Source organism: Pseudomonas sp. GW704-F2, from assembly GCF_059423025.1.
The window spans coordinates 14,914-36,244 of the sequence record NZ_JBWKXO010000024.1 but is presented as its reverse complement, the minus strand read 5'-3'; the positions used below and the strand labels follow the sequence as shown (position 1 = coordinate 36,244).

Genomic DNA, 21,331 nt, shown 5'->3' with positions numbered 1-21,331 from the left:
GTCATTCGCTCCAGCAACTGAGTTCTTCGGCGATTTCCTCGGCGGGCTCGCCGATTTCATTGAGGCGCCCGTCGTACTCGTAGTTGTCGTAGATCACGGCGCCGGTTTCCCAGCAGAAGGCGAGGTCTTTTGGTTTCCACCACCCCATCAGGCTGCGCATGTGCAAAGCGGCGCGGAGAATCCAGTACATTTTTTTCATGCGAGTTCGTCCTTGCCGCTATAGCGGCTGACTTTGAAGGGGGAGGGGTTACAGGTTTTGCGGGTGGAGTACGGATGTACTCCTATCGGGATCAGACGCCCGGGCGGCCCTTGAAGGCGAGCCAAATGTAGTGGCGCCCTTTGGCTGTGACCTTGATCTTGCCAACCTGCCGGTTCCAGCTGATCAGCCGCAGCTCTTCAAGGATGGTCGTCAGCGTGTGGCCCTGGTGCCAGCCGGCCAGCGCCTTGATGCAGCCCTGGGCCAGTAGCCCGCGAAAGTCATCGTGGCCGAAGTTGGTGCCCTGGAATGAGCTCTGCACCTGCTCATCGGTCACCAGGTCGGTGATGGTTCTCACGTTCGGGTCGAGCCTGTAGCTTTTGTGGGTCATGGCAGTTCGTCCCCGACGATCATCTTGCAGGGTCCCAGACGCACAGCCTTGAGCTCAGCCCGCAAATCATCTATCTCCTGATCGGCAGCGGTCAGGCGCTGTTGCAGGGCCGCGATTTTTTCTCGTCCGGCCGCTTCACGCGCCAGGAAGATCGAGTAAACCTCCTGCGATACGCGCACCGATCGCCCGTCGATTCCGAAGTCCACGCCACTTTCCACCGGCTGCGAAGCGGTAAGTGTGGCCGGCACTGGAGTCTGTGCCTTGCCCGCGCCGAATCGCCCGGGACAATCAGGTGCGTGGCGCTCAGGCTCAGCGGAGAAGCCCGCAGGGCAGTTACAAAAACAGAATCGGCTCATACAGCCTCCCTCGTTACCAGATCATGGGCATTCACAACCGTCATGCCGAGGCGTTCGGCGATCAGGACTTCCAAGCACGCGCCTTGCGACTTCTCCCAGTCCGGCAGCAGGGCGATGATCCCGCACAGGCCCAGACGGGTCAGGTCGTAGGCCATGTAGTCGGCCCACTGGGCACCTTCGACGATGCCGTGGTCTGCTGGGTTTTCGACTTCGTAGCCTTGTGCGCGGAGCTGTTCGGCCGCGGCGTTGAAGGCTGGGTAGTTGAAGTCCTCGATGCCCGTCATCGGCCCGGCCACGTAGACACGGTTAGCTCTACTGGCCTGCAGCGTTACGACTGGCTCACCTGGCTGACTTTTACCGCCGAACGCCCATGCGGTAGGTCCCTGACACATCTCGAAAGTAAGGTTCCGCGTGATTTCATCGATAACTTCGCGATCAAGCTTCTTGCCGTAATGGTTGACCAGCTCGTTGGCGATCGTAAAAACCATCGTGCCGAGGCGGGTGGATTGCGGATCTTTGTTGTCTTGAGTGCGCACGGGGAGTCCTTGCCGGGCCATGCCCGGGCGGTGTGGTGCTACGATGGTCCCTTCCTATAAATGGGCTGGACCATGACCAAGCACGATATTTACGATGAGATCGAAGGCTTTCAGGTTTGGAACTACATGGAGTGCGACAAGGACGAGGAAGGCCGGGAGACCTGGCGTATCAACGTCGAGGTAAAGAGTGGTGGTGAGGTGGTGGTGCCGGTTGTTGCCGGTGACCGAACCTATGTTGACCGTGGCCTGGCGCAGGTTGCCGGGCGTGAGGTCGGGGCCCGTTTGATTGCCGAGCGGGCTTAAAGCTGCTGCAGAAGGCGCCGGCCGATCCAGCGAACCACGGTGACGGCCTTGCTGTTGCCGATCGCCTTGTAGCGGGGCCCGTCCGGGCATTCGCTGGCAGGCTTGCCGCGCCAGGGGATTAGGGTGTAGTCGTCGGGAAAGCCTTGGCAGCGCTCCCATTCGATCACGCTGGTTCGGCGAACGCCTTCGCACTCCAGTACATATGCCTCTCGGTCATCGAGAGAGCCACCCCCTTGCGCCGTGAGAGTAGGGTGAAGTGCAAGCTTCGCCGGCCATCCCGGCGGGCTATCCCGGCGAGTGCCTTCGCGCTCAAAAAGTACCTCGGCGGGATCGAACCCGTCTCGAGCACTTGCGACAACGAACACACGACGGCGTCGTTGGGCCAGGCCGAAATATTGGGCGTCCAGGACCCTCCACGCGATTGTTCTTTTGGGTCCATACACACAACCAGCGTCCTGCCATTTTTTCCCTGGAGGCTGCAGCTCGCAGTCTTCCCCAGCAAGCGCGCCAAGAAAGCATCCGAAGGCGTTCCCTTTGTCACTGAGGACGCCGGGGACGTTCTCCCAAACGATGACGCTGGCGGGCTTTCGCTGGCCGGCGCGAACATAGTCAACTGCATCTGCAAGCTCCACGTATTTGATGGTGAGGGCGCCGCGCGGGTCGGTGAGGCCTTCGCGCATACCGGCGACCGAGAAGGCCTGGCACGGTGTGCCGCCGACAAGCACGTCCGGGGCCGGGATCTTGCCGGCCAGCACCAGGGCAGCCAGGTTAGTCATGTCGCCGTGGTTGGGCACGTCGGGGTAGTGGTGGGCCAGGACCGCCGAAGGGAAAGGCTCAATCTCGGCGAACCAGGCGGCGCGCATGCCCAGCGGGTGCCAGGCCTGGGTCGCGGCCTCGATGCCGCTGCACACAGAGCCGTAGGTGATATCGGGCATAGGGGATCCTCGCCGGCTGGCGTGATTCGTTGATATGGGGTATTACGGGTGACCGGCATGGAGCCGGATCAGGCGGCCTGAGAAATCGGCACGGCCTTCAGATCGTCTTTTTCGTCAGCGTCGCCCAGATAAGGCTTCAGCTCCGCGCGGGTGTACTTGCCAGCCCTGATCATGTCACTGGTGTACCCGCTGTAGTTGGGCCGGAAATACACCCCGTCTTTCACGTTAAGGATCATGAACAACGGCTCAGGCTCAGGGAAAAGCACCTTGCGCAGAACCTCGGCCCGCTGATAGTTCATCCCGGCCACTGCTCTGGCGATCATGTCTTCCAAGCGCTGGCGGCGGGCCCGCTCGTTTTTCTTGGTCCTGATATCTGCCGGCCGGTCAACAAAGAGCTCAAAGCACGCCTTGTTGGTGTATCCGTATTTGCCGTAAGCCACCCACCACATGTTGTTGATGTTCACGAACGCGGTGCCCTGGTACCAGCGGCCTTTGCGGTCAGTCGTCCAAACCTTTGAGCCATGCTGAATAGTTTTCTTGTCGCCTGATACCGAGTTGTAATCGGCAGCGGGAATGTCTGGCGGACCGAAGCGGCGCTTGCTTACATAGTCGGCATTGATCCACTCGATGTTGGTCAAGCCGCCTAAACCGCACTTCCGATCTGACGCCTTGAACGTGTAGCCCGTGAAGACGTTGCACAGATAGTCACGAATGCGCGTGCGGGTACGCTGCATTTCCAGGCGAGCCAGGTACGGCATGTGCTTTTCTTTGTCGCTTTGGTACCGCCCGCTATGATCAGCGCGATCCGGCGTGTTCACGGCCTGGAAGAACTCCAGTTCAATGCTGCGCCCGCAGATCTTGAGGTCGGCTTGCAGATCGCCTTTCACGCAATGGCGTGAATTGTTGCCAGTGAAGATGTGGGTCTGCTCGCCGACGGTCCATCCGATACGATTGAGCGTTTGAATGATCCGCTTGAACACTTCGCGCTTGAACTTGCGCTCCCAGATCACCTTGGCGTCCCACTCGCGAGGAATACCTTCCTCCCACACAGCCAGGCGCGCCTCGCCGAACGACACGCGACCTTCGCGTTGAATTTGCATTGGATTACCTCCAGTCAGGCGCCGCCCTCCGGGTTCCGGATGCAGCGTGTAGTGTTGGTTAAGCGGGTGTTTCGATTTCGTCTTCAGGCTCTGGCGGGTCGTCGGCAAGCGACTTCAGGCCAGCCGCTCGAATGAGCCGCGACACCTTTTCGGTAACGACAAAAGGTGTCGTGACACACTTGAGCATCTGCGCCGCGGTTTCGAAGTCAGCGGCGATCACGTTGCGTAGAAGTGTCTGGTGTACTTCCTGCTGGTTGTTGAAGCCGTGCTGCCTCATCAGGCGCTTGAGGTCTTTTTTGAAGATGCCGGCCACTTCAATCGTAAATTTCTCGACGCCCAATGCTGCGTCCTTCGCCGCCGCCTTCTCGCGCTTGCGGCGCTGCTTGAGGGCTTCCGCCGTCGGCTGCTGCTCTTCCTCGGCCATGGCCTACCTCTTCGATTCCACTTTCCGGGATTGCCAGCCATGCAGGCCGGCGCCGCGCGGCGGTTATCTTGCTGATGCGCCTCATGGGGTGTCGGCGAACTTGAAGCCGTTTTCCTGGGCGATCAGCGTCACGCGCTTGATGTGCATGCCCAGGTTCTTCGCCGCGACACTTGCCACGACGCCCTTGGCTGCCTCGGCGCGCACAGCAGGGGCAAGCTTGTCGCGTTCTTTGCGAAGGCGTTCGTGGTGCGCCGTGGTGCCGTTGAAGGGACCGTCGACACCAACACCGCTCGGGATGAACTGGACGGTCTTGCCGGAACCGAAGAACGCTTCGAGCTGCTGGTTGAGGTTGTCGATGATCGAGTGTCGCGGGTCGGGCAGCGGGGCGCCGATCATTGCGCGCCGCCTGACAGCGTCACCTTCACGCCGTCGGCCCGAGATTCCAACTCCTGGGCAAAGTTGCTGGCATCCTTCCATGTCCAGCGGAAGCCCTTTACCTTGCCGGTGGCGATCTCCACGATGTGGTAAGCCTTGCCGGCGGTGCGGATCTGAAAGCGAATCTTCTGCACTGGCGCCTCCTTGCCGATCAAGGCGTAGAACTCGGCGGTCGCGATGCGGGAGCGCACGTGCAGGGCCGCAACCCCGTCTACGCGCTGTTGAATTGATGCGTGCATGGTGGATGCCTCAGTGGGTTGCGTGTATTCGTCAGCACCCTGACCGCCTGGCGGGTGCCGGTGGGCCCAGGGGAGGGCGCTGACGGGTAAACGCGAGATGAAAAAAAGCCCAGTAGGGACCGGGCTTTTCGTTGCGTTACATAGACCTCCCTATGTCACGCAGGGGGGGGCGGTCGAGCGCCTGAGTTTGTTGTTTACATAGCTGCCAATCCTCCGTTCTGGGTGGGTTGAAATGCAGGTGGCCGGCGCGCGCCGGGTGTTCGTCCGCATCGGATATAGCTCGAATCCCTCCGAGTGTTGTCCGTCTTCACAAGGCGCTATTGATCGCACCAGCTCGGGACAAGGTGGCCACCCTGCTATCACGACAGAGGGCCGAGCTATATCCGATGCGGCCTGGTGCTGGGGAGTACCAGGTGCTCGGGCCCGGGCTTGCACCGGACTTCCACGTCACCATTACTTTTATATGGGGTTCATACGTGTAGTTCGCCCATTCCCGTAGGCCTTCGCCATCCCGCTGCCCACTCATTGAATGGGCAGAAGTGATGCGTTGCCAATAGGGTGGCCGGCGGCCAGCTCACCACTGCCCAGGTGACGGGCTTTGCGATAGGCTGAGCGCTCTCACACAACGCAGCCTGCAAAGGAGGGCGAACTTGCTATGCGCAAATTCAAACTGAAGTACGGATTCGACTTTGATGATTCCTGCCCGAAGACCTACGAGAGCGACGAGCCGATCAAGATTGGTGATGCGATCTTCGTAGCGAACGGCTTCTGGCACGCAGTCACGGACATTCGAATTCTGAAAAGAGATATTCAGTTAACTCTTTCGAAATCGTCTCAATCGCCGGAGGAGGCAAAGCTCGTAATGAAGCAGCTATCGTCCGGCTGAGAACGATCGTTGCAAATTTCAAGCAGCTTTGTTTGTCGATGTCTTGGCTAGGGTGCATCAGGCTGAGCTTTGTCCGTAGCCCTGGGTCGCCCTGGCAAGCCAGCGTCATGAGTGCCGCTTCTATGCGGACTTGCAGTGAAGGCGATTCTATTTTCGGTAGCTCTTCAGCGCCGCTTTTCATATTCCTATCCTCTCTGTCATCCCAAAGCACCCTCGCAAGAAGGTGCTTCAGTGATGCTGTCCGTCCTATTGCCGCCGGAAGGGGCGGGGCGCATTGCTTGCCAGGTCGTTCGCGCGGTTCGAGCGTTTCGCTCTCGATCAGCCGTACAGGGTTCTCCTGTCGTGGGCGGGCTATCTGACCCGTCTGATCGCCGGTCGCCGGTATAGGCAATGCGGTCTGTTGGTGTTTCTGTGTTGCGCTGACTGTTAAAGAGCGGTGATGCCTTTGTGGCTGCTGTGTGTTGCTGCGACGGCCTTAAATATCACGCATCGTGTTTCGCGTGTCAACACGCATCGTGATTTATTTTCGTGAGTTCCCCCGCTGAATTTCTCTATCTGGAGGGTTATAAATTCACGCAGCGTGATATATGATTTTGCTACAACTGGATGTATGTACAGCTATCGGGAGGGTGATATGGCAAAAGCAGCGAAGCAGGCTAAACCAGCAGCACGGCAGGAGATGAGCAGCGTGGAACGGCTAGGTCTGCGTGTTTCGTCAATGATAAATTCGCCACGCGCCCAGGAAAGATGCGCAGCGCTTATTCATAGACTGGAAACGGATCGGGACGCGGAATGGGAGGAGGTAATGGGGCAGATAGCCGAGACCGACGGCGTGAATATGATCTTCCAGGATGATGGCGGTGTCTTACTGGAATGGGAGGCGCCAAGCGATGAGGATCGGCTGATTGATACAGGCGAAGTCGAGCCCATTGAAGAGCCAGCGCTTTTCTGACGAATGCCGAAGAGCCAGCTCAACGGCGGGGGAAATGCCTTGCAGGTAGCGGTGCAGCTGCTGATTTGGTTTAGCGAGGGGTATGACTTAAGCCTTTCTCGCATTCCAGATCAGCAGAACCTTGGCGTGGACTGTCACATCCTCAATACGGGCTTCTTGATCCCTTACATGCGGGTTGTCGGACACCAGCAAGAAACGCTCGGAATCCAGCATTTGAATTCGCTTAATGAATAGGTGCTCATGCCAGGTGAGGACGTAGATACCGTCGCCTGCGTACTCGTTGACGCCCTTGTCGACGATCAGCGGGTCTTTATCGTTGATCGTACCCTCCATGCTCTGGCCCCAACCGGTAATCATTGCCAAGGAGTGAGTGGATGTGTAGGTGATGCCTTTTTCTCGCAGCACGTCCTCACGGATGACCAGGTTCCTAATCACCTCGTTGTAGTCGCCCGGCACTTGGCCGTGGCCCATAGAGGCGCGCACGTCATATTGGCGAATGATGATCTCTTCCGGCCTAGCCTTGAGACCCGAAAAGTCTGCCTGGATCACATTTCCCGAAATGACCTCTTCCGCAGCATCCCGCACCGCGTCAGCGATTCTTTGGCGTGCCTCGCTTGGAAGATTCTTACCGTGCCTCGCCAGCATTTGGGCGACCAAGTCAGCAGAGGACGTCTTCGGCGTCACAGGTGCAAGGCTGGTCGTGCCGGACTTGGCGTCGCTTATTGGCGCGCCGCGAAGGTCTAGTAAAAGCTCAGATTTATCAACCCTGAGTGCCTTCGCAATGGACTCAATATCCGCAAACGACGGCTCTCGCGAGTCCGCCTCGTAGTTTCCTATTCGCGATTGCGATTTCCATCCACAGGCATCTGCCAGCTGGGCCTGGGACATTTTCGCGGCAGTTCTAAGGCGCTTAATGCGCTTACCAATAGTTTCATTCATACGCTGGATTCCATCACGAAATGAAATATCTGCGCACTCACTTATTGTGTTTGCCTTTAACACGATGCGTGTTTATCCTTGGGCCAATAGCTATAGGAGCGATTTTCATGAACCACGTCCGAAACATTCGAGAGAAAGCCGGGATTACCCAGGCTGCACTTCGTCGGTCGCTTGGGTGGAATCAATCGCGCCTCGCGAATTACGAGTCCGGTCTGCGTTGCCCAGGACTTAGCGAGGCGCGGTTGATCGTGTCTGCGTTGAACACCCTTGGAGCTGAGTGCGTTCTTGATGAGGTATTTCCGCCTGAGGGAATTTCATCTCAGTCAGCCGCCTGAAATCCCTGTCCGCCATCGCATTGACTAAATGATCGCCCCTGAACCGTCGGGGCACCACTGAAACAGATTTGAGGTTTTACGAATGGAAGATTTCTTGAGGGCTTGCCACACCACCATCAAGGAAAGCGGGGCAGAGGAGCTGGCAGGAAAAATGTGCATGGCTCACGTGAGCCTTCTGCAGCGCTCAAACCCGGACAACGCGGCGCACCACCTAACGATCGAGCATCTGTTTGGCGTGCTGCTCCACACACAAGACATGCGCCCGCTGGTGGCGCTCGCTGACCAATTCGGTTTTGACCTCGTGGCTCGTGAAAAGCCTAAAGCCAAACCGCTGATGACCGCGCTGGGCCTATTGTCCGCGGAATGCGGTGATGTTGGTCGATTGATTTTCGATGCCACGGCGGACAACCACATCAGCCAGCACGAAAAAGCCCAGGGCGATAAAGCAATCCTTGAGGCGATAGACGCTCTGCAAGTTTTGCGCGAATCGCTGAAGGCCGCCTGAATCACAGGCATAAAAAAACCGCCTGGCAGGGCGGTTCTTTCAACAGCAGAAACAATTCGTGGGGCCATTATGAACATGACAGCTACCCCTGGCAATACCCCTAGTGTCGCGACACTTTTTGGCAATTCTGAAAAGGTGTCGCGCCACACAATGTCTTCGCGCGAGATCGCAGATCTGGTAGAGGCTCGCCACAACGATGTCATCGCGACAATCGAGCGGCTCTTCAGTAAAGGGCTTTTACGATCTGATCGTAAAAGCCGCCGAGAGTCGACTGGCGGGCGTCCAATTGATGTCTACGACCTTACGGAGCGTGACACCCATCTAGTGATCGCGGGTTACAGCGACGAGCATCGAGCTCGTGTGATCGACCGGTGGCAGGAGTTGGAGTCGAAGGTTGTCGGGCAGCTCCAAATCCCCACCAACTTCGCCGAAGCCCTCCAACTCGCCGCCGATCAGGCCAAGCAGAACGCTTCGCTGCACCAGGTCATCCAGCAGCAGGCCCCGAAGGTTCAAGCGTTTGAGCGCCTGTCAGCCACTGAGGGCTCTATCTGCATCACCTCGGCCGCCAAGCAGTTGGGCATCGGCCCGCTGAAACTCTTCAAGTGGCTCAGCGATAACCGCTGGATCTACCGCCGCGCGGCGTTCTCGGCCTGGTCTGCGTATCAGCCCCGCCTCACCGCCGGCCTGCTCGAGCACAAGCTGGTCAAGGTAGGCAAGGGCGACGAGGAAGATCTCAAGGTGGTCGAGCAGGTCATGGTCACCCGCAAAGGCATCACCACTCTCGCCGAACAAATCCAAGGAAACTCGCTGTGAGCGTTCAAGCAATGTCCTGGGCGCTCTCTCTGCCCGTGCAAACCCTCAAAGACTCAAGCGCGCGTCACGTGCTGCTGTGCCTGGCCAACTACGCCGGCTCGAACGGTACCGGGGCCTTCCCATCTGCCTCTACCCTTGCCCAGGACACCGGTCTTTCCGAGCGCACTGTCCGTTACAAACTTGATGACCTGGAACAGTCTGGACTGATCAAAAAGGGCAATCAGGCCATCGCTGCGGTGCACATTGATCGCCACGACCGCCGCCCCGTCGTTTACGACCTCCAAATATTGCGGGGTGCAAATCCTGCACCCCGTGCAAAACGGGGTGCAGATGACGCAGCGGGGTGCAACTCACAACACAACGGGGTGCAGCCTGGAACAGAACGGGGTGCAGCAGCTGCACCCAATCCATCACTTAACCATCAAGGAACCGAAGAGCAGCAGCAGCGCGAGCTTTCGGACTTGATCGCTGAGCAGGATCGCCAGGCGCTGGAGCAGCAGGATGATCGCCAACGGTTCGCAATGTTTGCTGAATTCGAGCCCTCGGTAGAGGCGCTGGAGACTCAGTTGAAGATCGCCGGTTTGCCAGCTGACGCCCTGACCGCTGAGCTTCTGTCGGGGTTCAAGGGGTTCTTCGTCGCCAAAACATCCGTTGTAGATACGGCCGCCGGTTGGTGTTTCAAGCTTGTCGGCTGGATCAAGCGAGAGCGAGCCCTGGCTGCCAGTACAGCCACCAACGAGGAAGGCTCAGCCGGTGATGACTGGGCAGCGAAAGGAGTGCGCCTGTGAACCGATCAAACAAGCCTGTCGCCGTGGGTGAGCTGGTTGCTCGCCGCCGATCTGATCCGACCTATCAGGGGCCCGACCAGTCACCGGCGGTCGTCGCTGTCGATCCTTCAACTCAGGCCGTAATAGACGATCTTTTCCTGCGGCTGCGCGGTGCGTGCGGTGCCTGGCGTCAGTCCTGGCCGACCGAGGCCGTCATGAACGCTTCCAAGCTGGAGTGGTTGGGCGAGTTCATGCGTTCCGGCATCACTCGGATGGAGCAGATCGATCACGGAATGCGCGTTGTGAGTGCGAGCAAGTCGGCTTTCGTTCCTGCCCCAGGCGTGTTCGTCAGTTGGTGTTTTGCGCCTGAAGGCTTGGGCCTGCCCAATGTTGAATCTGCTTACGCCCAGGCACTCCGCAACTGTCACCCCGCCATGCGCAGCTGCTCGAAGTGGTACCACCCGGCCGTGTACCACGCCACGGCAGCGGCGGGCTTTCACAGTCTACCGCTTCTATCGCGCGAGCTTGGGCTGGCTAGCTTCGAGAAGCAGTACTTGATCCAGTGCCGACGCATCTGGCAGGGCGAGCAGTTGGCCCCGGTGCCAGTGGCAGAGTTGGCTCTGGAACCGAAGATAACGCCAGAGGTGGGGAAAAAGGCCTTGGCCGAATTGCGCGCCCGCCGGGCGGGAGGTTTCCAGTGAGCAAACTCACCAACGCCGCCCGCGATCGCGAGTGCCAAGTACGGTTTCCCGGCTGCTCCTGCGAACCATCCACCACAGTCCTGGCTCACTACCGACTGGCCGGTACCTGTGGCATGGGCATGAAGCCCAACGACTTCCAGGCTGCCTGGGCCTGCGGTTACTGCCATGACGTCGCCGACGGCCGTTTGCGCGCGCCTGGCCAGTTGACCAAATACGAGATCCGTTTGTTTCTCGCTGAGGGCGTAATGCGCACGCAAGACATCCTGATCCGCGAAGGGAAGGTGAAACTTTGAAGCCATTTGCCGTGAAGCCATTCAGCCCGAAGACAGCGCGCGCCAAGCCAGTCGACCGGGAAGGGCAGGAACAGGCCGCCCTAATGAAAGAGATCGACCTGCGCTACCCGGCTGCCGCCAAGTTGATCTTCCACGTCCCGAACGGCGGGCACCGGCACAAGCTGGTGGCGATCAAGCTGAAAGAGCAGGGCGTCAAGGCTGGCGTGCCTGATCTGGTGCTGCCGATGGCTCGGGGCGGGTACTTTGGCCTGTACATCGAATTCAAGGCCCGGGCGCCGTATGACGCCGCCGTTTCCCCTGCGCAGGACGCTTACCTGCAGGCGCTGACTGATCAGGGTTACCTAGCCATCGTCTGCCGTGGGCACGTCGACGCCATTGAGGCCATCAGGGCCTACCTACTTCAACCACAAACGAGGGCTGCCGCATGAGCCATAACTTCAAGCCAGGCGACCAGGCGATGATCGTTGGTGCCAACTCGCTGACCCAGAACATCGGCAAGCAGTGCGAACTGCGGCGGTTCATCGTAAAGGGCGATTTCTACATCGCGCCCAACGGCATCGCCTACCAGCATGACGACGTGCCTTGCTGGGTGGTGGTCGGGGACGGGCTTTGCTGGATTGCTGATGCAGAGCCTGTGCAGGGCGACTTCGGCATTCACGAGCCGCGCCATCTCATGCCTCTGCGCGGCGACCTCACCCCAGAGCAGCAGAAGTTGCGGGCGGTGATCGCATGACGACTGCCGCCGTGAAGATCACCCAGGCCGAAATCAAGCGGCAGGCCTCCGGTACCGTTCAGGATTTGCGTGACCTTGAGAATAAAGGCCTGTACCTGCGTTTCAACAAGGCGCGCACCGGTGGGTCGTGGTTCCTGGTGCTGAAGGGCAAATGGAACCCCATCGGAAAATACCCTGAGCTGTATCACACGCAGGTCGTCACGGCGCTCCCTGCAATTCGCTTGCGGCTGGCCGCTGGCGAAGGGGCGAGCCTCTCGAAGTGGGATACCGTCGGTGAGTTGCTGGACTGGTTCGCTGATCGCATGTCGCGCGACCGGAGCCTGTCGGACAAACGCAAGAAAACCAGTGCCTCGATGATAAAGTGCCACCTGAAGCCCCGCCTGGGCGACCTGCCGCTGATCAGTCTCGACAAGGCCGCACTCGACAGCCAGCTCATGTGGCCGATGCAGGAAAGCATTTCCATCGACTACGTGCGTTCTGTGTTCCAGCTACTAGCCCTGGCTTTCCGTCAGGCCACAAAGCTGGGCCTGATCACATCCAATCCGATGGCGGCGATCAGGTTCAACGACTTCTCAAAAGCGAAGGTCGGGATCAAGCCGTCCCGCCTGCGCGGCGTTCAATTGGAGGGGGTGCTGGAGCAGTTGGCCGAGGTCATGGCTGCTGACCCGCTGGATTCTATGTTGGCCCTGATGATGCTGTGCCACGGCACGCGGATCGGCGAAACCCGGATGGCGCGCTGGTCGCACATCAGCCTGGCCGAGCGCGAGTGGTTCATCCCGGCCGAGCACACCAAGACCGGCGTCGAGCATCACCTGCCACTGACCGAGCAGGTCTGCACGCTGCTGATCCAGTACCGCGAAGGTCAGTACGCCCGAGGCTATGACGGCCAGTTCCTGTTCCCTGCGCGCAACGGCAAGGCGCTGGGCGAGGCTCAGGGCTGTGCTGTTTTCCGTCGATTAGGTAAGGGTGATTGGACCAGCCACGACCTGCGCAAGGTGGCCCGCACCGGTTGGGCAGACCTCGGCGTCGACCACCTCATTGGCGAACTGCTGATCAACCACGCGATGGGCCATAACGTGAAGGTGTACATCCAGTCCGACGTCATGGCCCGCAAGCGTAACGCGCTGGAGCAGTGGCACGCGCATCTAGATCAGAAAGGGTTTGCAGCTATTCACGGATTGACCGGCTTTAGATTTGAAGATTCCGGTGATTCGCTGCACGCCGCAGAACATAAGGGCTGCAAGGCCATTCAAGAATCAACCATAGGCGAGGTTTAAAAATGATGATTTTGCTCGAAAGGCACTCTGGCCTCGCCGTGAATCCCGCAGATGTCAGTTCGGTGGTGATCCGCAGTTCGAACGGCTGGCAGGTGCTCGACGTGAAGATGTCGACGGGTGATCGGCACCTGGTCAGGCATACCGCGCATTGTTCGGATGGTGACGACATCTACGCTCTGCACAAGCAACTGCTGGAGGCCAAATGAAGAAGTCCCACGGCCCCGCTTTCCGCGCCGCTCAACTCGACCTGGCCAAGTGCCCGGCATGCCGTGGTCGCGCTGTGATCAAGGGTGTATTCCACGAACTGGCGTGCGTGCAGTGCAACGCCTCGGGCTGGGTCACCGCCGAAACCGGTGAGGCGCTGCCGCTGGAGGTGCTGGTGACGCAGCTGAGCATCCGCCTCCAGGCCGCCGAGCATCAGATCGCGCAATTCAACTGCTTTAAGCCTGCCGGCGCTGAAGCGCAATACAACGAGAACAACCGCCGTGGCCCTGGTGCCACCAACTTCACAGGGGATTGAGCCATGGCCTTCACACCGAGCTTTAAAGAACGCACCGCCGAGGATCTGCTCGAGCATTGGGGTCGCTGGGTTGTCCTGGGCTCCGGTGTGTCCTGCTGCGCCTCTCGCGAGAACACCATCCTGTCGCCGATGATCACCGATGACGACGCGCTTATGATCGATGGCTTGATGGGCCGCCTGCTTAAGCGGTACCCCGAATGCGGCCAGGTGCTGATGAAGTACTACACCACCCGCGACAGCTCATTGATGGAAGTCGGAAAGAAGATGGGCTTCGGCGAAGAGAAGACGCGCGGGCTATGGAAGGCCGGCATTGCCTGGATTGATGGGGCTTTAGATATTCGTCGTCAGGCTGCTTGACAGGCCCGGGGACGATATATAGATTTAAGTTACTTTGCGGTTTTTCCGCGAGCAAAGCCCGACCCTAGAGTTGGGCTTTTTGCTTTCTACACTTCCTTGAGCCTCGGCATTTGCCGGGGCTTTTTCGTTTTCGGCTCCACCACACCCATCGCTCCGACCTGGGAGTGCTGCTGGAGCTGATCTATTTCGAGGCTCGCCATATTGGTGGGCCTTTTCTGTTTCTGGAGCACAGCAAATGTCCGGCTCTATCCAATCCGGCAACTACGTGCCGGGCGTTTCCGGCTGGAAGCTCGACCACGTCAGCGGCCACTTCGAAATCAACAGCGCCCAGATCCAAGTCGGCACCCTGCCAAGTGATCCTCAGTTGATCACCGTCACGGCGGGCTCTTGGTCGGAATACGATCTGCCAGCCAACGCACTGGAGCGCCTGGCGTTTATCGGAGCCGAGCTGGAAAAGATCCCAGCAGGGTGCCGAGCAAGCGCGGAGTTCACGACCGAGGACATCTCATTTGATCGTGATGGTTCGGATGTGCGGACCTCGCTGACCTACGAGCGCCACGAAACTGCCGAAGAGGTAGCTGCGCGGCAGGCGAGGGCGAAAGTCGCTGGAACACGCATCACGCAAAAGGGCGGGTTGACGACCATCTCTATCGATGGCGTCGCTCGCATTCGCTATGGCGACCTCACGAAGGCCGAGCAACCGCCGCCATTCGTAGTGGCGGATGACCAGGTGTTTATAAGCCAGACAGCTATCAAGGACGCCACCGCCCGTAAGGGCTTCACCGCCAGTTGGTTCTTGAGAACGCAAATGGGTGCCGACGGTCGTCCCTATGCAGCCGGTATAGGCATTGGCGAGCGTGATGGCTTTGTTTTCAACCTGGACGACCAGGTCAAAGAAGTGATCCGCTCCGAGCTGCGCCCCGGCGGCCTGCTTTACCGCTCCCGCTAATCCATTCCCTAACTCCCAACTCGGGAGGAACCTGAGATGCCAAACATGCCAGACAAGCCAGACACCTGGGCGATTGTGCTTGCGTGGTTGAGCCAGCATTCGCCCCTTCTGTACGCGGCTGGCCTTTCCTGTGCCATGGCTGTGTTGCGTATCACCTACGGCGGTGGTACCCGCCGCCAGATGCTGGTCGAGGGCGCCATCTGCGGCGGGCTCACCCTGACCATCATCAGCGGTTTCGAGTTCTTCGGACTGCCTCAAAGCATGGCTGCGTTCGTTGGTGGTTGGGTTGGCTTGCTCGGTGTCGAGAAGGTTCGTGCAATTGCCGACAGGGTGACTGACTTCAAGCTGCCAAACAGGACGCCTTGATCATGCCGCTCAGGCCAAAGAAACCTTGCAACGCTCAGGGCTGCAACGTGCTGACCCGAAACCCGCGCTACTGCGATGCCCACAAGGACATCGGAAAGAGCGCCGAGGCCAAGCGCCGTGAGCAGCAGCGTGAGACCAGCGCCCAGCGTGGGTACAGCTACAAGTGGCAGCAGGCTCGCAAGGCGTACCTGACCAAGCATCCTCTCTGTGCTGAGTGCGAGCGTCAGGGCTTGGTGGTCGCGGCCACTGACCTTGATCACGTCGTTCCTCACAAGGGTGACAAGGCCGTGTTCTGGGACAGTTCGAACTGGCAAGCCCTGTGCCATCCCTGCCACAGCAGGAAGACGGCGTCCGAGGACGGCGGCTGGGGCAATCCATCGAGAAATCGTGCGAATTGACCGATTCGAGCACCGTAATGAGGTTGAATCTCAATACGGGGGGGGAGGGTGAAAAGTCCCGGCTTTTCGTGAGCTAGACCGTCCCCTTGGCCTTTTTCTTACACCCGCGAAATTAAAAATTCAGGAGTTGCGCGATGGGAGGCACCGCCACGGTCGCCGGCCGTGGTCGCAAACCCAAGCCAACGGCCAAAAAATTACTCGCCGGAAACCCTGGCAAGCGCGCGCTGAATACAGCCGAACCTCAGTTTTCAAAGATCACCCAGATCGACCCGCCGGATTGGTTCAGTCCTCGGGCAGCCACCATGTGGAACATGATTGTTCCGGAGTTGCTGCGCGAGAACGTGGTGGCGATCACGGACCTGCATAACGTCGAGGCATTCTGTAGCGCCTACGACAACTGGCGACTCGCGCAGGAATCGATCCAGAAGAACGGAATCGTTGTTGCCGGCGCTACCGGTGGGCCTATGAAGAACCCCGCCCTTACAGCCGCTAACGAAACGATGCGCCAGATGGTGACGTTCGGTTCGATGCTGGGCCTGGACCCTGCCAGCCGCACACGACTGATCGGCGGCAACAAGGAGAAAGAAACCAACGAATTTGCCAACCTGCTGAGAACCTGATGACCAAATCTGCCCACCCCAATGTCGACAAGGCAATGGCGTGGGGTCGGTCGTTGCTCCGCGGTAAGGTCCCTGCGTGCCGTTATATCCACCAGGCAGTGCAGCGTCACTTCGACGACCTGGCCGCCAGCCGCAAGCGCGGTTTCCGTTTCAAGTTCGATCCGGCGAAGGCAGAGAAAAAGCTCAAGCTGATGCAGTTGCTCCCGCACACCAAGGGCGAGTGGGCGTTCAAGCGTCAACTGATCACGCTGGAGCCATGGCAGTTGTTCGGCCTGGCTGTGACATTTGGCTGGGTCAAGAAGAAGGGCGGTCACCGCCGGTTCCGTGAAAGCTACTGGGAAGTGCCCAGGAAGAACGGAAAATCTGTTGTCGCCGGCGGTGTTGGCATCAGCATGTTCGTTGCCGATGGCGAATTTGGTGCCGAGGTATACGCCGGTGCGACCACAGAGAAGCAAGCGTGGGAGGTTTTCCGGCCCGCGAAGCTCATGGTCAGCAAGTCACCGATGCTGATTCAGGCCGCCGGCATTGAGGTGAATGCCTCGAACATGAATATTCCGTCTGACTTCAGCCGGTTCGAGCCACTGATCGGCAATCCCGGCGACGGCGCTTCGCCCAGCTGCGCCATCGTTGACGAATACCACGAACACCCAACGTCGGCCCAGTACGACACCATGCTCACGGGGATGGGCGCCCGGCGTCAGCCGCTGATGTTCATCATTACCACCGCGGGTGCGGACATCGAGGGGCCGTGTTACGACAAGCGCCGCCAGGTCGTTGAGATGCTGGCCGGCACCGTGCCGGACGAAGAGTTGTTCGGCTGGATATGGACGCTGGACGAAGGGGACGACTGGACCGACCCGAAGATGCTGGCCAAGGCCAACCCGAACCACGGTGTTTCAGTGTTTCAGGAGTATCTGGAGAGTCAGCAGGCCAGGGCCATTCGCTCGGCGCGCTTCGCCAACACCTTCAAAACGAAGCACCTCAACCTCTGGGTGAGCGCCAAGTCCGGCTTCTACAACATGGAAAGCTGGAAGGCTTGCGAAGACACGTCGCTGACCCTGGAGCAGTTCGAGGGGCAGGAGTGGATTGCAGGTTTCGACTTGGCGCGAAAGCTCGACATGAACTCGAGGGCGAGACTGTTCTGGCGCGTCATCGATGGGAAGAATCACTACTACAGCATCGCGCCGAAGTTCTGGGTTCCTTACGACACAGCGTTCAACACCGATAACAAGCGCATGGCGGAGCGCTTCCAGGCTTGGATTCACACCAAGCATTTGGAGGTGACCGACGGCGCTGAGGTCGACTACCGCGAGATCCTTGAGGACACCAAAGAGGCAAATCATCACGCCCCGGTGCGTCAATGCCCGATTGACCCGCACGGCGCCACAGGCCTGAGTCACGACCTTGATGACCAGGGTTTTGAGCCGATCACGATCACTCAGAACTACACCAACATGTCCGACCCCATGAAGGAGTTGGAGGCCGCCATTGAGGCGGGCCGTTTTCACCATGACGGCAACCCGATTATGACCTGGTGTATCGCCAACGTGATCGGCAAGAACATGCCGGGGAACGACGACATTGTCCGTCCAATCAAGCAAGGCGACGACAACAAAATCGACGGCGCCGTAGCTCTGATCATGGCGATCGGGCGTGTCCTGGCAAACCTTCACCCCGAAGACACTCTCTCTGACCACATCTCAAAGCACGGAATTCGAACCCTATGACCGACGAAATCAAGCCGCCAAAGTTGGAGGCGCTGAAAGAGGCTGCCCCCGATCTCGTCGGCGTCCTTGGTTTGGCATTGCTGACCCGTGGTCTTTGGTCCTGGATGGGTGAGCCACTGGCGTTGACTGTCTGTGGTGCGCTGTTAATCACCTTGTCAGTGGCCTCTATTGTTCGAGGGGGCCGCTGATGCTTCGCGCGATGCTTGGAAGGAAGAGCGTAGCTCAGGTCATTGATACGCCAGAGAAGCTGGCTCAGGCGCTGGGTGCAGGCTACGAAAGCAATGCCGGTCAGCGAGTAACAACTACCAGCGCCATGCAGCAACTGGTCGTATTCAACTGCGTTCGGGTGTTGGCCGAGTCGATGGGGATGCTGCCATGTCGGCTACTTAAGCAGACCGGTCGAGTTCGATTGCCCGCAACGACACACCGGCTCTACCCACTCATTACTATGGCGCCGAATAGCTACATGACCGCCCAGGAGTTCTGGGAGATGTTGGTGGCGTGCCTGTGCCTTCGTGGCAACTTCTACGCCTACAAGGTGATGGCGCTGGGGAACGTGGTTGAACTATTGCCGCTCAGCCCTGACATCGTTACGCCAAAACTCAAAGACGACTGGACGGTTGAATACACCGTCAACTTTAAGTCGGGGACACGGACGCTGACCCAGGATGAGCTGTGGCATGTGCGGCTATTTACGCTTGACGGGCTCAACGGGTTAAACCCAATCGCCTATGCGCGCCAAGCGCTGGGCCTGGGCCAGGCAATGGATGCTCACGCCGCCAAGCTCTTCACGAATGGCGCCGTTACCAGCGGTGTTTTGCGCACTGAACAGCAGCTCACCGACGAAGCGTTTGCGCGGCTCAAGGCGGACTTTCAGGGCGAGCACATGGGTGTGGCCAACGCCTATAAGCCAATGATCCTGGAGATGGGGCTGGATTGGAAGCCGATCAGCCTTAACGCCCAGGATACCCAGTTCATTGAATCCAAAAAGCTGACAGAAGCGCAGATCTGCGGCTTGTTCCGTGTGCCGCCGCACCTGGTTGCCAGCATGGAGAAGATGACGCTCAACAACATTGAGCACATGGGCATGAGCTTCGTGAACTACTCGCTGGTTCCGATCATGACTCGCATCGAGCACCGCATCCAAGTCGGTCTGCTCAACGAGAAAGACCGACTTACCCATTACGCCAAGTTCAACGCCGGTGCCCTGATGCGCGGCGACCTTAAAGGTCGGTACGAATCCTACGGCAAGGGCATCCAGTGGGGGATTTTGAGCCCCAACGACTGCCGCGAACTTGAAGACGAAAACCCCCGCGAGGGTGGTGACATTTACCTCACCCCAATGAACATGACTACCAATCCAGAGGCTGCCGACAATGCAGACAAAACAGCGTCTTGACGTGCCGCTGACCCTTAAGTCGGTCAGTGACAACGGCGAGTTCGAAGGCTATGGCTCCGTGTTTGGCGTCGAAGACAGCTACGGCGACGTGGTGATTCGCGGGGCATTCGCGGCCAGCCTGGCCAAGTGGAAAGAGAAGGGCCGCCTGCCGGCCATGCTCTGGCAACACCAGATGAGCGAGCCGATCGGCATCTACACCGAGATGCGCGAAGACGACACCGGGCTGCTCGTCAAGGGGCGCCTGCTGATTGATGACGATCCGCTGGCCAAGCGTGCCCACGGGCACATGAAGGCTGGAAGCCTGACCGGCTTGTCCATCGGCTACATGCTTGATGATTACGAATACGACAAGGAAAAGGGCGTCTGGGTACTGAAGGCAATCGACCTGTGGGAAGTATCCCCGGTCACCTTCCCGGCCAACGACGAGGCCCGGATCACTGATGTGAAATCTCTGCTGGCCCGCGGCGAAACACCGCCGCCCAGCAAAGTGGAGCGAGCCCTTCGAGAGGTTGGGTTTTCTGGCTCCCAGGCCAAGGCCTTTATGGCCAAGGGCTACGGCGCAGTTTCACCGCGAGAGGCGGATGCCGGCGAAACGCTGCAACCTTTTAAAAAACTTATTGACCGAATGTAAGGAGCCTCTCATGGCTGTTGAATTGAAAGACGTGGAACAAGTCGCTGAAGCTCTGGGCAAGAAGTTCGACGAGTTCAAGGAAAAGAACGACAAGCGCATCGACGGCCTGGAAGCCGAAAAGGGCAAGCTGTCCGGCCAGGTTGACACCCTCAACGAGAAGTTGAGTGAGCTGGATGAGCTGAAAAGCAATCTGGAAAAAGAACTATTGGCCCTCAAGCGCCCAGACGGTACCGGCACCAAGGCCGCCAGTGAGCACAAGACCGCATTCATGCAGTTCGTGCGCAAGGGCATCGAGACCGGTCTGGGCGAACTGCAGGCCAAGGCCTTGCAGGTAGGCGTTGATGCCGATGGCGGCTTTGCTGTTCCTGAAGAGCTGGATCGCAGCATCATCGAACTGCTGCGCGATACCTCGCCAATGCGCCAGGTATGCAACCAAATCACTGTTGGCAGCCCGGACTACAAGCGTTTGGTGAACCTGGGTGGTAACGGTGCTGGCTGGGTTGGTGAAACCGATCCACGCCCGGCAACCAATACCCCGAAGTTGGGTAACATCTCTGCCTTTATGGGCGAGCTGTACGCCAACCCACAAGCCACTCAGACCAGCCTTGACGACATCTTTTTCGATGCTGAGGGTTGGCTGAATGGAGAAGTTGCCCGCGACTTCGCCGAGAAGGAAGGTAATGCTTTCCTGAAGGGTGATGGCGTCAACAAGCCAAAAGGCCTGTTGGCTTACGGCTTGGATTTGAAGGACGACGACGAGCGTGCTTTCGGCGTCCTGCAAAAGCTCGTCTCTGGCGCCGCCGGGGCGATCACTGGCGACAGTTTGATAAACCTGATTCACACCCTCAAGGCGGGCTACCGTGCCAACGGCACCTGGATGATGGGCAACCTGACTGTTGCTTATGTCCGCAAGCTGAAGGACAGCGAGGGTAACTACCTCTGGCGTCCAGGCCTGGAAGCGGGCGCTCCGTCGGTCCTTCTGGGCTACGGCATCACCGAAAACGAAGACATGCCGGATGTCGCCGCCGATGCCAATGCCATTGCATTTGGCGACTTCAAGCGTGCTTACACCGTTGTCGACCGTATCGGCACCCGCGTCCTGCGCGACCCCTACACCAACAAGCCTTTTGTTGGCTTCTACACCACCAAGCGCGTCGGCGGCATGCTGGTCGACTCTCAGGCCGTGAAGATTCTCACCCTGAGCGCCGCTGCCTGAATGGGCGGGCGCCTACGGGCGCCCAGACTGCC

At 59.0% G+C, this 21,331-nt stretch carries 33 protein-coding genes and 2 pseudogenes; 23 read left to right on the top strand and 12 right to left on the bottom strand.

Features of this window, described 5'->3' with window-relative positions:
- Position 1: 1 nt before the first annotated feature.
- The 4 genes from AC07W0_RS20030 to AC07W0_RS20015 form a co-directional block, all read right to left on the bottom strand.
- The gene (locus AC07W0_RS20030; protein WP_028236739.1) at positions 2 to 199 is read right to left on the bottom strand and encodes a hypothetical protein; all 198 of its coding nucleotides are present in this window, start codon (positions 197 to 199) and stop codon (positions 2 to 4) included.
- A 91-nt stretch (positions 200 to 290) separates the two neighbouring features.
- Entirely contained in the window at positions 291 to 587 is a 297-nt protein-coding gene (locus tag AC07W0_RS20025) for a hypothetical protein (protein ID WP_102618009.1), read from the bottom strand.
- A complete protein-coding gene (locus AC07W0_RS20020) occupies positions 584 to 943 on the bottom strand; it encodes a hypothetical protein (protein ID WP_146013180.1) in 360 nt (119 codons plus the stop codon). The genes AC07W0_RS20025 and AC07W0_RS20020 overlap by 4 nt, the downstream gene beginning before the upstream one ends.
- Positions 940 to 1,479 carry a DUF4406 domain-containing protein gene (locus AC07W0_RS20015; RefSeq protein ID WP_256580834.1) on the bottom strand — a complete coding sequence of 180 codons (540 nt, stop codon included), beginning with the start codon at positions 1,477 to 1,479 and terminating at the stop codon, positions 940 to 942. Before AC07W0_RS20015 ends, AC07W0_RS20020 begins: the two co-directional genes overlap by 4 nt.
- 72 nt (positions 1,480 to 1,551) lie before the next feature.
- Between AC07W0_RS20015 and AC07W0_RS20010 the strand changes: the two genes are divergently transcribed.
- Complete coding sequence (locus tag AC07W0_RS20010) at positions 1,552 to 1,782, top strand: hypothetical protein (protein WP_048376017.1); 231 nt, start codon at positions 1,552 to 1,554, stop codon at positions 1,780 to 1,782.
- Here AC07W0_RS20010 and AC07W0_RS20005 read toward each other — a convergent pair.
- The 7 genes and pseudogenes from AC07W0_RS20005 to AC07W0_RS19975 form a co-directional block, all read right to left on the bottom strand.
- Positions 1,779 to 1,988, bottom strand: a pseudogene (locus tag AC07W0_RS20005) (DNA cytosine methyltransferase); the annotation flags it as partial. The gene AC07W0_RS20010 and the pseudogene AC07W0_RS20005 overlap by 4 nt on opposite strands.
- Before the next feature lie 72 nt (positions 1,989 to 2,060).
- Positions 2,061 to 2,717: pseudogene (locus tag AC07W0_RS20000) on the bottom strand (DNA cytosine methyltransferase); the annotation flags it as partial.
- 68 nt (positions 2,718 to 2,785) lie between these two features.
- On the bottom strand, positions 2,786 to 3,817 hold the full coding sequence (locus AC07W0_RS19995; RefSeq protein WP_102618006.1) for a hypothetical protein: 1,032 nt from the start codon (positions 3,815 to 3,817) through the stop codon (positions 2,786 to 2,788).
- A 58-nt stretch (positions 3,818 to 3,875) separates the two neighbouring features.
- A complete protein-coding gene (locus AC07W0_RS19990; RefSeq protein WP_102618005.1) occupies positions 3,876 to 4,241 on the bottom strand; it encodes a hypothetical protein in 366 nt (121 codons plus the stop codon).
- Positions 4,242 to 4,322: 81 nt separating this feature from the next.
- The gene (locus AC07W0_RS19985) at positions 4,323 to 4,637 is read right to left on the bottom strand and encodes a hypothetical protein (RefSeq protein WP_102618004.1); all 315 of its coding nucleotides are present in this window, start codon (positions 4,635 to 4,637) and stop codon (positions 4,323 to 4,325) included.
- Positions 4,634 to 4,915 (bottom strand): hypothetical protein, encoded by a 282-nt coding sequence (locus AC07W0_RS19980; protein ID WP_102618003.1) that lies wholly within the window; start codon positions 4,913 to 4,915, stop codon positions 4,634 to 4,636. The genes AC07W0_RS19985 and AC07W0_RS19980 overlap by 4 nt, the downstream gene beginning before the upstream one ends.
- 779 nt (positions 4,916 to 5,694) lie before the next feature.
- Positions 5,695 to 5,982, bottom strand: a complete 288-nt coding sequence (locus AC07W0_RS19975; protein ID WP_146013179.1) for a hypothetical protein — start codon at positions 5,980 to 5,982, stop codon at positions 5,695 to 5,697.
- 453 nt (positions 5,983 to 6,435) lie between these two features.
- Between AC07W0_RS19975 and AC07W0_RS19970 the strand changes: the two genes are divergently transcribed.
- Positions 6,436 to 6,753: a DUF1654 domain-containing protein gene (locus AC07W0_RS19970; RefSeq protein WP_102618030.1), complete on the top strand. Its 318-nt coding sequence runs from the start codon at positions 6,436 to 6,438 to the stop codon at positions 6,751 to 6,753.
- A gap of 87 nt (positions 6,754 to 6,840) precedes the next feature.
- On the opposite strand, the gene AC07W0_RS19965 is transcribed toward AC07W0_RS19970, so the two are convergent.
- A complete protein-coding gene (locus AC07W0_RS19965) occupies positions 6,841 to 7,692 on the bottom strand; it encodes an XRE family transcriptional regulator (protein WP_102618001.1) in 852 nt (283 codons plus the stop codon).
- A gap of 20 nt (positions 7,693 to 7,712) precedes the next feature.
- Here AC07W0_RS19965 and AC07W0_RS19960 point away from each other — a divergent pair, with 20 nt between their 5' ends.
- From AC07W0_RS19960 to AC07W0_RS19860, 21 genes are all read left to right on the top strand, one after another.
- Positions 7,713 to 8,027, top strand: a complete 315-nt coding sequence (locus tag AC07W0_RS19960; protein ID WP_371918427.1) for a helix-turn-helix transcriptional regulator — start codon at positions 7,713 to 7,715, stop codon at positions 8,025 to 8,027.
- A gap of 82 nt (positions 8,028 to 8,109) precedes the next feature.
- Entirely contained in the window at positions 8,110 to 8,532 is a 423-nt protein-coding gene (locus AC07W0_RS19955) for a phage regulatory CII family protein (protein ID WP_102617999.1), read from the top strand.
- A 150-nt stretch (positions 8,533 to 8,682) separates the two neighbouring features.
- The gene (locus tag AC07W0_RS19950) at positions 8,683 to 9,345 is read left to right on the top strand and encodes a phage antirepressor KilAC domain-containing protein (RefSeq protein WP_102617998.1); all 663 of its coding nucleotides are present in this window, start codon (positions 8,683 to 8,685) and stop codon (positions 9,343 to 9,345) included.
- Positions 9,346 to 9,356: 11 nt separating this feature from the next.
- Positions 9,357 to 10,133: a helix-turn-helix domain-containing protein gene (locus tag AC07W0_RS19945; protein ID WP_102618029.1), complete on the top strand. Its 777-nt coding sequence runs from the start codon at positions 9,357 to 9,359 to the stop codon at positions 10,131 to 10,133.
- Positions 10,130 to 10,813: a replication protein P gene (locus AC07W0_RS19940; RefSeq protein ID WP_102617997.1), complete on the top strand. Its 684-nt coding sequence runs from the start codon at positions 10,130 to 10,132 to the stop codon at positions 10,811 to 10,813. Before AC07W0_RS19945 ends, AC07W0_RS19940 begins: the two co-directional genes overlap by 4 nt.
- Positions 10,810 to 11,106, top strand: a complete 297-nt coding sequence (locus AC07W0_RS19935) for a DUF1364 domain-containing protein (RefSeq protein WP_102617996.1) — start codon at positions 10,810 to 10,812, stop codon at positions 11,104 to 11,106. The genes AC07W0_RS19940 and AC07W0_RS19935 overlap by 4 nt, the downstream gene beginning before the upstream one ends.
- Positions 11,103 to 11,534 carry a VRR-NUC domain-containing protein gene (locus tag AC07W0_RS19930; protein WP_102617995.1) on the top strand — a complete coding sequence of 144 codons (432 nt, stop codon included), beginning with the start codon at positions 11,103 to 11,105 and terminating at the stop codon, positions 11,532 to 11,534. Before AC07W0_RS19935 ends, AC07W0_RS19930 begins: the two co-directional genes overlap by 4 nt.
- Positions 11,531 to 11,839: a hypothetical protein gene (locus AC07W0_RS19925; RefSeq protein ID WP_102617994.1), complete on the top strand. Its 309-nt coding sequence runs from the start codon at positions 11,531 to 11,533 to the stop codon at positions 11,837 to 11,839. Before AC07W0_RS19930 ends, AC07W0_RS19925 begins: the two co-directional genes overlap by 4 nt.
- Positions 11,836 to 13,116 (top strand): tyrosine-type recombinase/integrase, encoded by a 1,281-nt coding sequence (locus AC07W0_RS19920; RefSeq protein ID WP_102617993.1) that lies wholly within the window; start codon positions 11,836 to 11,838, stop codon positions 13,114 to 13,116. The genes AC07W0_RS19925 and AC07W0_RS19920 overlap by 4 nt, the downstream gene beginning before the upstream one ends.
- A 38-nt stretch (positions 13,117 to 13,154) precedes the next feature.
- Positions 13,155 to 13,322 (top strand): hypothetical protein, encoded by a 168-nt coding sequence (locus AC07W0_RS19915; RefSeq protein WP_158243617.1) that lies wholly within the window; start codon positions 13,155 to 13,157, stop codon positions 13,320 to 13,322.
- Complete coding sequence (locus AC07W0_RS19910) at positions 13,319 to 13,636, top strand: hypothetical protein (RefSeq protein WP_102617991.1); 318 nt, start codon at positions 13,319 to 13,321, stop codon at positions 13,634 to 13,636. The genes AC07W0_RS19915 and AC07W0_RS19910 overlap by 4 nt, the downstream gene beginning before the upstream one ends.
- 3 nt (positions 13,637 to 13,639) lie before the next feature.
- Complete coding sequence (locus tag AC07W0_RS19905) at positions 13,640 to 13,993, top strand: antiterminator Q family protein (protein ID WP_065870011.1); 354 nt, start codon at positions 13,640 to 13,642, stop codon at positions 13,991 to 13,993.
- A gap of 235 nt (positions 13,994 to 14,228) precedes the next feature.
- Complete coding sequence (locus tag AC07W0_RS19900; protein ID WP_102617990.1) at positions 14,229 to 14,942, top strand: DUF1983 domain-containing protein; 714 nt, start codon at positions 14,229 to 14,231, stop codon at positions 14,940 to 14,942.
- Positions 14,943 to 14,978: 36 nt separating this feature from the next.
- Positions 14,979 to 15,308 carry a phage holin, lambda family gene (locus tag AC07W0_RS19895; RefSeq protein ID WP_102617989.1) on the top strand — a complete coding sequence of 110 codons (330 nt, stop codon included), beginning with the start codon at positions 14,979 to 14,981 and terminating at the stop codon, positions 15,306 to 15,308.
- A gap of 2 nt (positions 15,309 to 15,310) precedes the next feature.
- Positions 15,311 to 15,706, top strand: coding sequence for an HNH endonuclease (locus AC07W0_RS19890; RefSeq protein WP_046485540.1), 396 nt, complete (start codon positions 15,311 to 15,313; stop codon positions 15,704 to 15,706).
- 134 nt (positions 15,707 to 15,840) lie between these two features.
- Positions 15,841 to 16,326, top strand: a complete 486-nt coding sequence (locus AC07W0_RS19885) for a phage terminase small subunit P27 family (protein WP_046485537.1) — start codon at positions 15,841 to 15,843, stop codon at positions 16,324 to 16,326.
- Entirely contained in the window at positions 16,326 to 18,053 is a 1,728-nt protein-coding gene (locus AC07W0_RS19880; protein WP_046485535.1) for a terminase large subunit, read from the top strand. Before AC07W0_RS19885 ends, AC07W0_RS19880 begins: the two co-directional genes overlap by 1 nt.
- A complete protein-coding gene (locus AC07W0_RS19875) occupies positions 18,050 to 18,241 on the top strand; it encodes a hypothetical protein (RefSeq protein ID WP_102617988.1) in 192 nt (63 codons plus the stop codon). Before AC07W0_RS19880 ends, AC07W0_RS19875 begins: the two co-directional genes overlap by 4 nt.
- Positions 18,241 to 19,452, top strand: a complete 1,212-nt coding sequence (locus AC07W0_RS19870) for a phage portal protein (RefSeq protein WP_102617987.1) — start codon at positions 18,241 to 18,243, stop codon at positions 19,450 to 19,452. The genes AC07W0_RS19875 and AC07W0_RS19870 overlap by 1 nt, the downstream gene beginning before the upstream one ends.
- A complete protein-coding gene (locus tag AC07W0_RS19865; protein WP_102617986.1) occupies positions 19,430 to 20,083 on the top strand; it encodes an HK97 family phage prohead protease in 654 nt (217 codons plus the stop codon). Before AC07W0_RS19870 ends, AC07W0_RS19865 begins: the two co-directional genes overlap by 23 nt.
- Entirely contained in the window at positions 20,034 to 21,299 is a 1,266-nt protein-coding gene (locus tag AC07W0_RS19860; protein ID WP_256580837.1) for a phage major capsid protein, read from the top strand. The genes AC07W0_RS19865 and AC07W0_RS19860 overlap by 50 nt, the downstream gene beginning before the upstream one ends.
- The last annotated feature ends 32 nt before the right edge of the window (positions 21,300 to 21,331 follow it).

Coding starts and splice junctions, on each gene's coding strand:
- AC07W0_RS20030 (WP_028236739.1), bottom strand. CDS start 199: ATGAAAAAAATGTACTGGATTCTCCGCGCCGCTTTGCACATGCGCAGC.
- AC07W0_RS20025 (WP_102618009.1), bottom strand. CDS start 587: ATGACCCACAAAAGCTACAGGCTCGACCCGAACGTGAGAACCATCACC.
- AC07W0_RS20020 (WP_146013180.1), bottom strand. CDS start 943: ATGAGCCGATTCTGTTTTTGTAACTGCCCTGCGGGCTTCTCCGCTGAG.
- AC07W0_RS20010 (WP_048376017.1), top strand. CDS start 1,552: ATGACCAAGCACGATATTTACGATGAGATCGAAGGCTTTCAGGTTTGG.
- AC07W0_RS19995 (WP_102618006.1), bottom strand. CDS start 3,817: ATGCAAATTCAACGCGAAGGTCGCGTGTCGTTCGGCGAGGCGCGCCTG.
- AC07W0_RS19990 (WP_102618005.1), bottom strand. CDS start 4,241: ATGGCCGAGGAAGAGCAGCAGCCGACGGCGGAAGCCCTCAAGCAGCGC.
- AC07W0_RS19985 (WP_102618004.1), bottom strand. CDS start 4,637: ATGATCGGCGCCCCGCTGCCCGACCCGCGACACTCGATCATCGACAAC.
- AC07W0_RS19980 (WP_102618003.1), bottom strand. CDS start 4,915: ATGCACGCATCAATTCAACAGCGCGTAGACGGGGTTGCGGCCCTGCAC.
- AC07W0_RS19975 (WP_146013179.1), bottom strand. CDS start 5,982: ATGAAAAGCGGCGCTGAAGAGCTACCGAAAATAGAATCGCCTTCACTG.
- AC07W0_RS19970 (WP_102618030.1), top strand. CDS start 6,436: ATGGCAAAAGCAGCGAAGCAGGCTAAACCAGCAGCACGGCAGGAGATG.
- AC07W0_RS19965 (WP_102618001.1), bottom strand. CDS start 7,692: ATGAATGAAACTATTGGTAAGCGCATTAAGCGCCTTAGAACTGCCGCG.
- AC07W0_RS19960 (WP_371918427.1), top strand. CDS start 7,713: ATGAAATATCTGCGCACTCACTTATTGTGTTTGCCTTTAACACGATGC.
- AC07W0_RS19955 (WP_102617999.1), top strand. CDS start 8,110: ATGGAAGATTTCTTGAGGGCTTGCCACACCACCATCAAGGAAAGCGGG.
- AC07W0_RS19950 (WP_102617998.1), top strand. CDS start 8,683: ATGTCTTCGCGCGAGATCGCAGATCTGGTAGAGGCTCGCCACAACGAT.
- AC07W0_RS19945 (WP_102618029.1), top strand. CDS start 9,357: ATGTCCTGGGCGCTCTCTCTGCCCGTGCAAACCCTCAAAGACTCAAGC.
- AC07W0_RS19925 (WP_102617994.1), top strand. CDS start 11,531: ATGAGCCATAACTTCAAGCCAGGCGACCAGGCGATGATCGTTGGTGCC.
- AC07W0_RS19920 (WP_102617993.1), top strand. CDS start 11,836: ATGACGACTGCCGCCGTGAAGATCACCCAGGCCGAAATCAAGCGGCAG.
- AC07W0_RS19910 (WP_102617991.1), top strand. CDS start 13,319: ATGAAGAAGTCCCACGGCCCCGCTTTCCGCGCCGCTCAACTCGACCTG.
- AC07W0_RS19905 (WP_065870011.1), top strand. CDS start 13,640: ATGGCCTTCACACCGAGCTTTAAAGAACGCACCGCCGAGGATCTGCTC.
- AC07W0_RS19900 (WP_102617990.1), top strand. CDS start 14,229: ATGTCCGGCTCTATCCAATCCGGCAACTACGTGCCGGGCGTTTCCGGC.
- AC07W0_RS19895 (WP_102617989.1), top strand. CDS start 14,979: ATGCCAAACATGCCAGACAAGCCAGACACCTGGGCGATTGTGCTTGCG.
- AC07W0_RS19890 (WP_046485540.1), top strand. CDS start 15,311: ATGCCGCTCAGGCCAAAGAAACCTTGCAACGCTCAGGGCTGCAACGTG.
- AC07W0_RS19885 (WP_046485537.1), top strand. CDS start 15,841: ATGGGAGGCACCGCCACGGTCGCCGGCCGTGGTCGCAAACCCAAGCCA.
- AC07W0_RS19880 (WP_046485535.1), top strand. CDS start 16,326: ATGACCAAATCTGCCCACCCCAATGTCGACAAGGCAATGGCGTGGGGT.
- AC07W0_RS19875 (WP_102617988.1), top strand. CDS start 18,050: ATGACCGACGAAATCAAGCCGCCAAAGTTGGAGGCGCTGAAAGAGGCT.
- AC07W0_RS19870 (WP_102617987.1), top strand. CDS start 18,241: ATGCTTCGCGCGATGCTTGGAAGGAAGAGCGTAGCTCAGGTCATTGAT.
- AC07W0_RS19865 (WP_102617986.1), top strand. CDS start 19,430: ATGCAGACAAAACAGCGTCTTGACGTGCCGCTGACCCTTAAGTCGGTC.
- AC07W0_RS19860 (WP_256580837.1), top strand. CDS start 20,034: ATGCCGGCGAAACGCTGCAACCTTTTAAAAAACTTATTGACCGAATGT.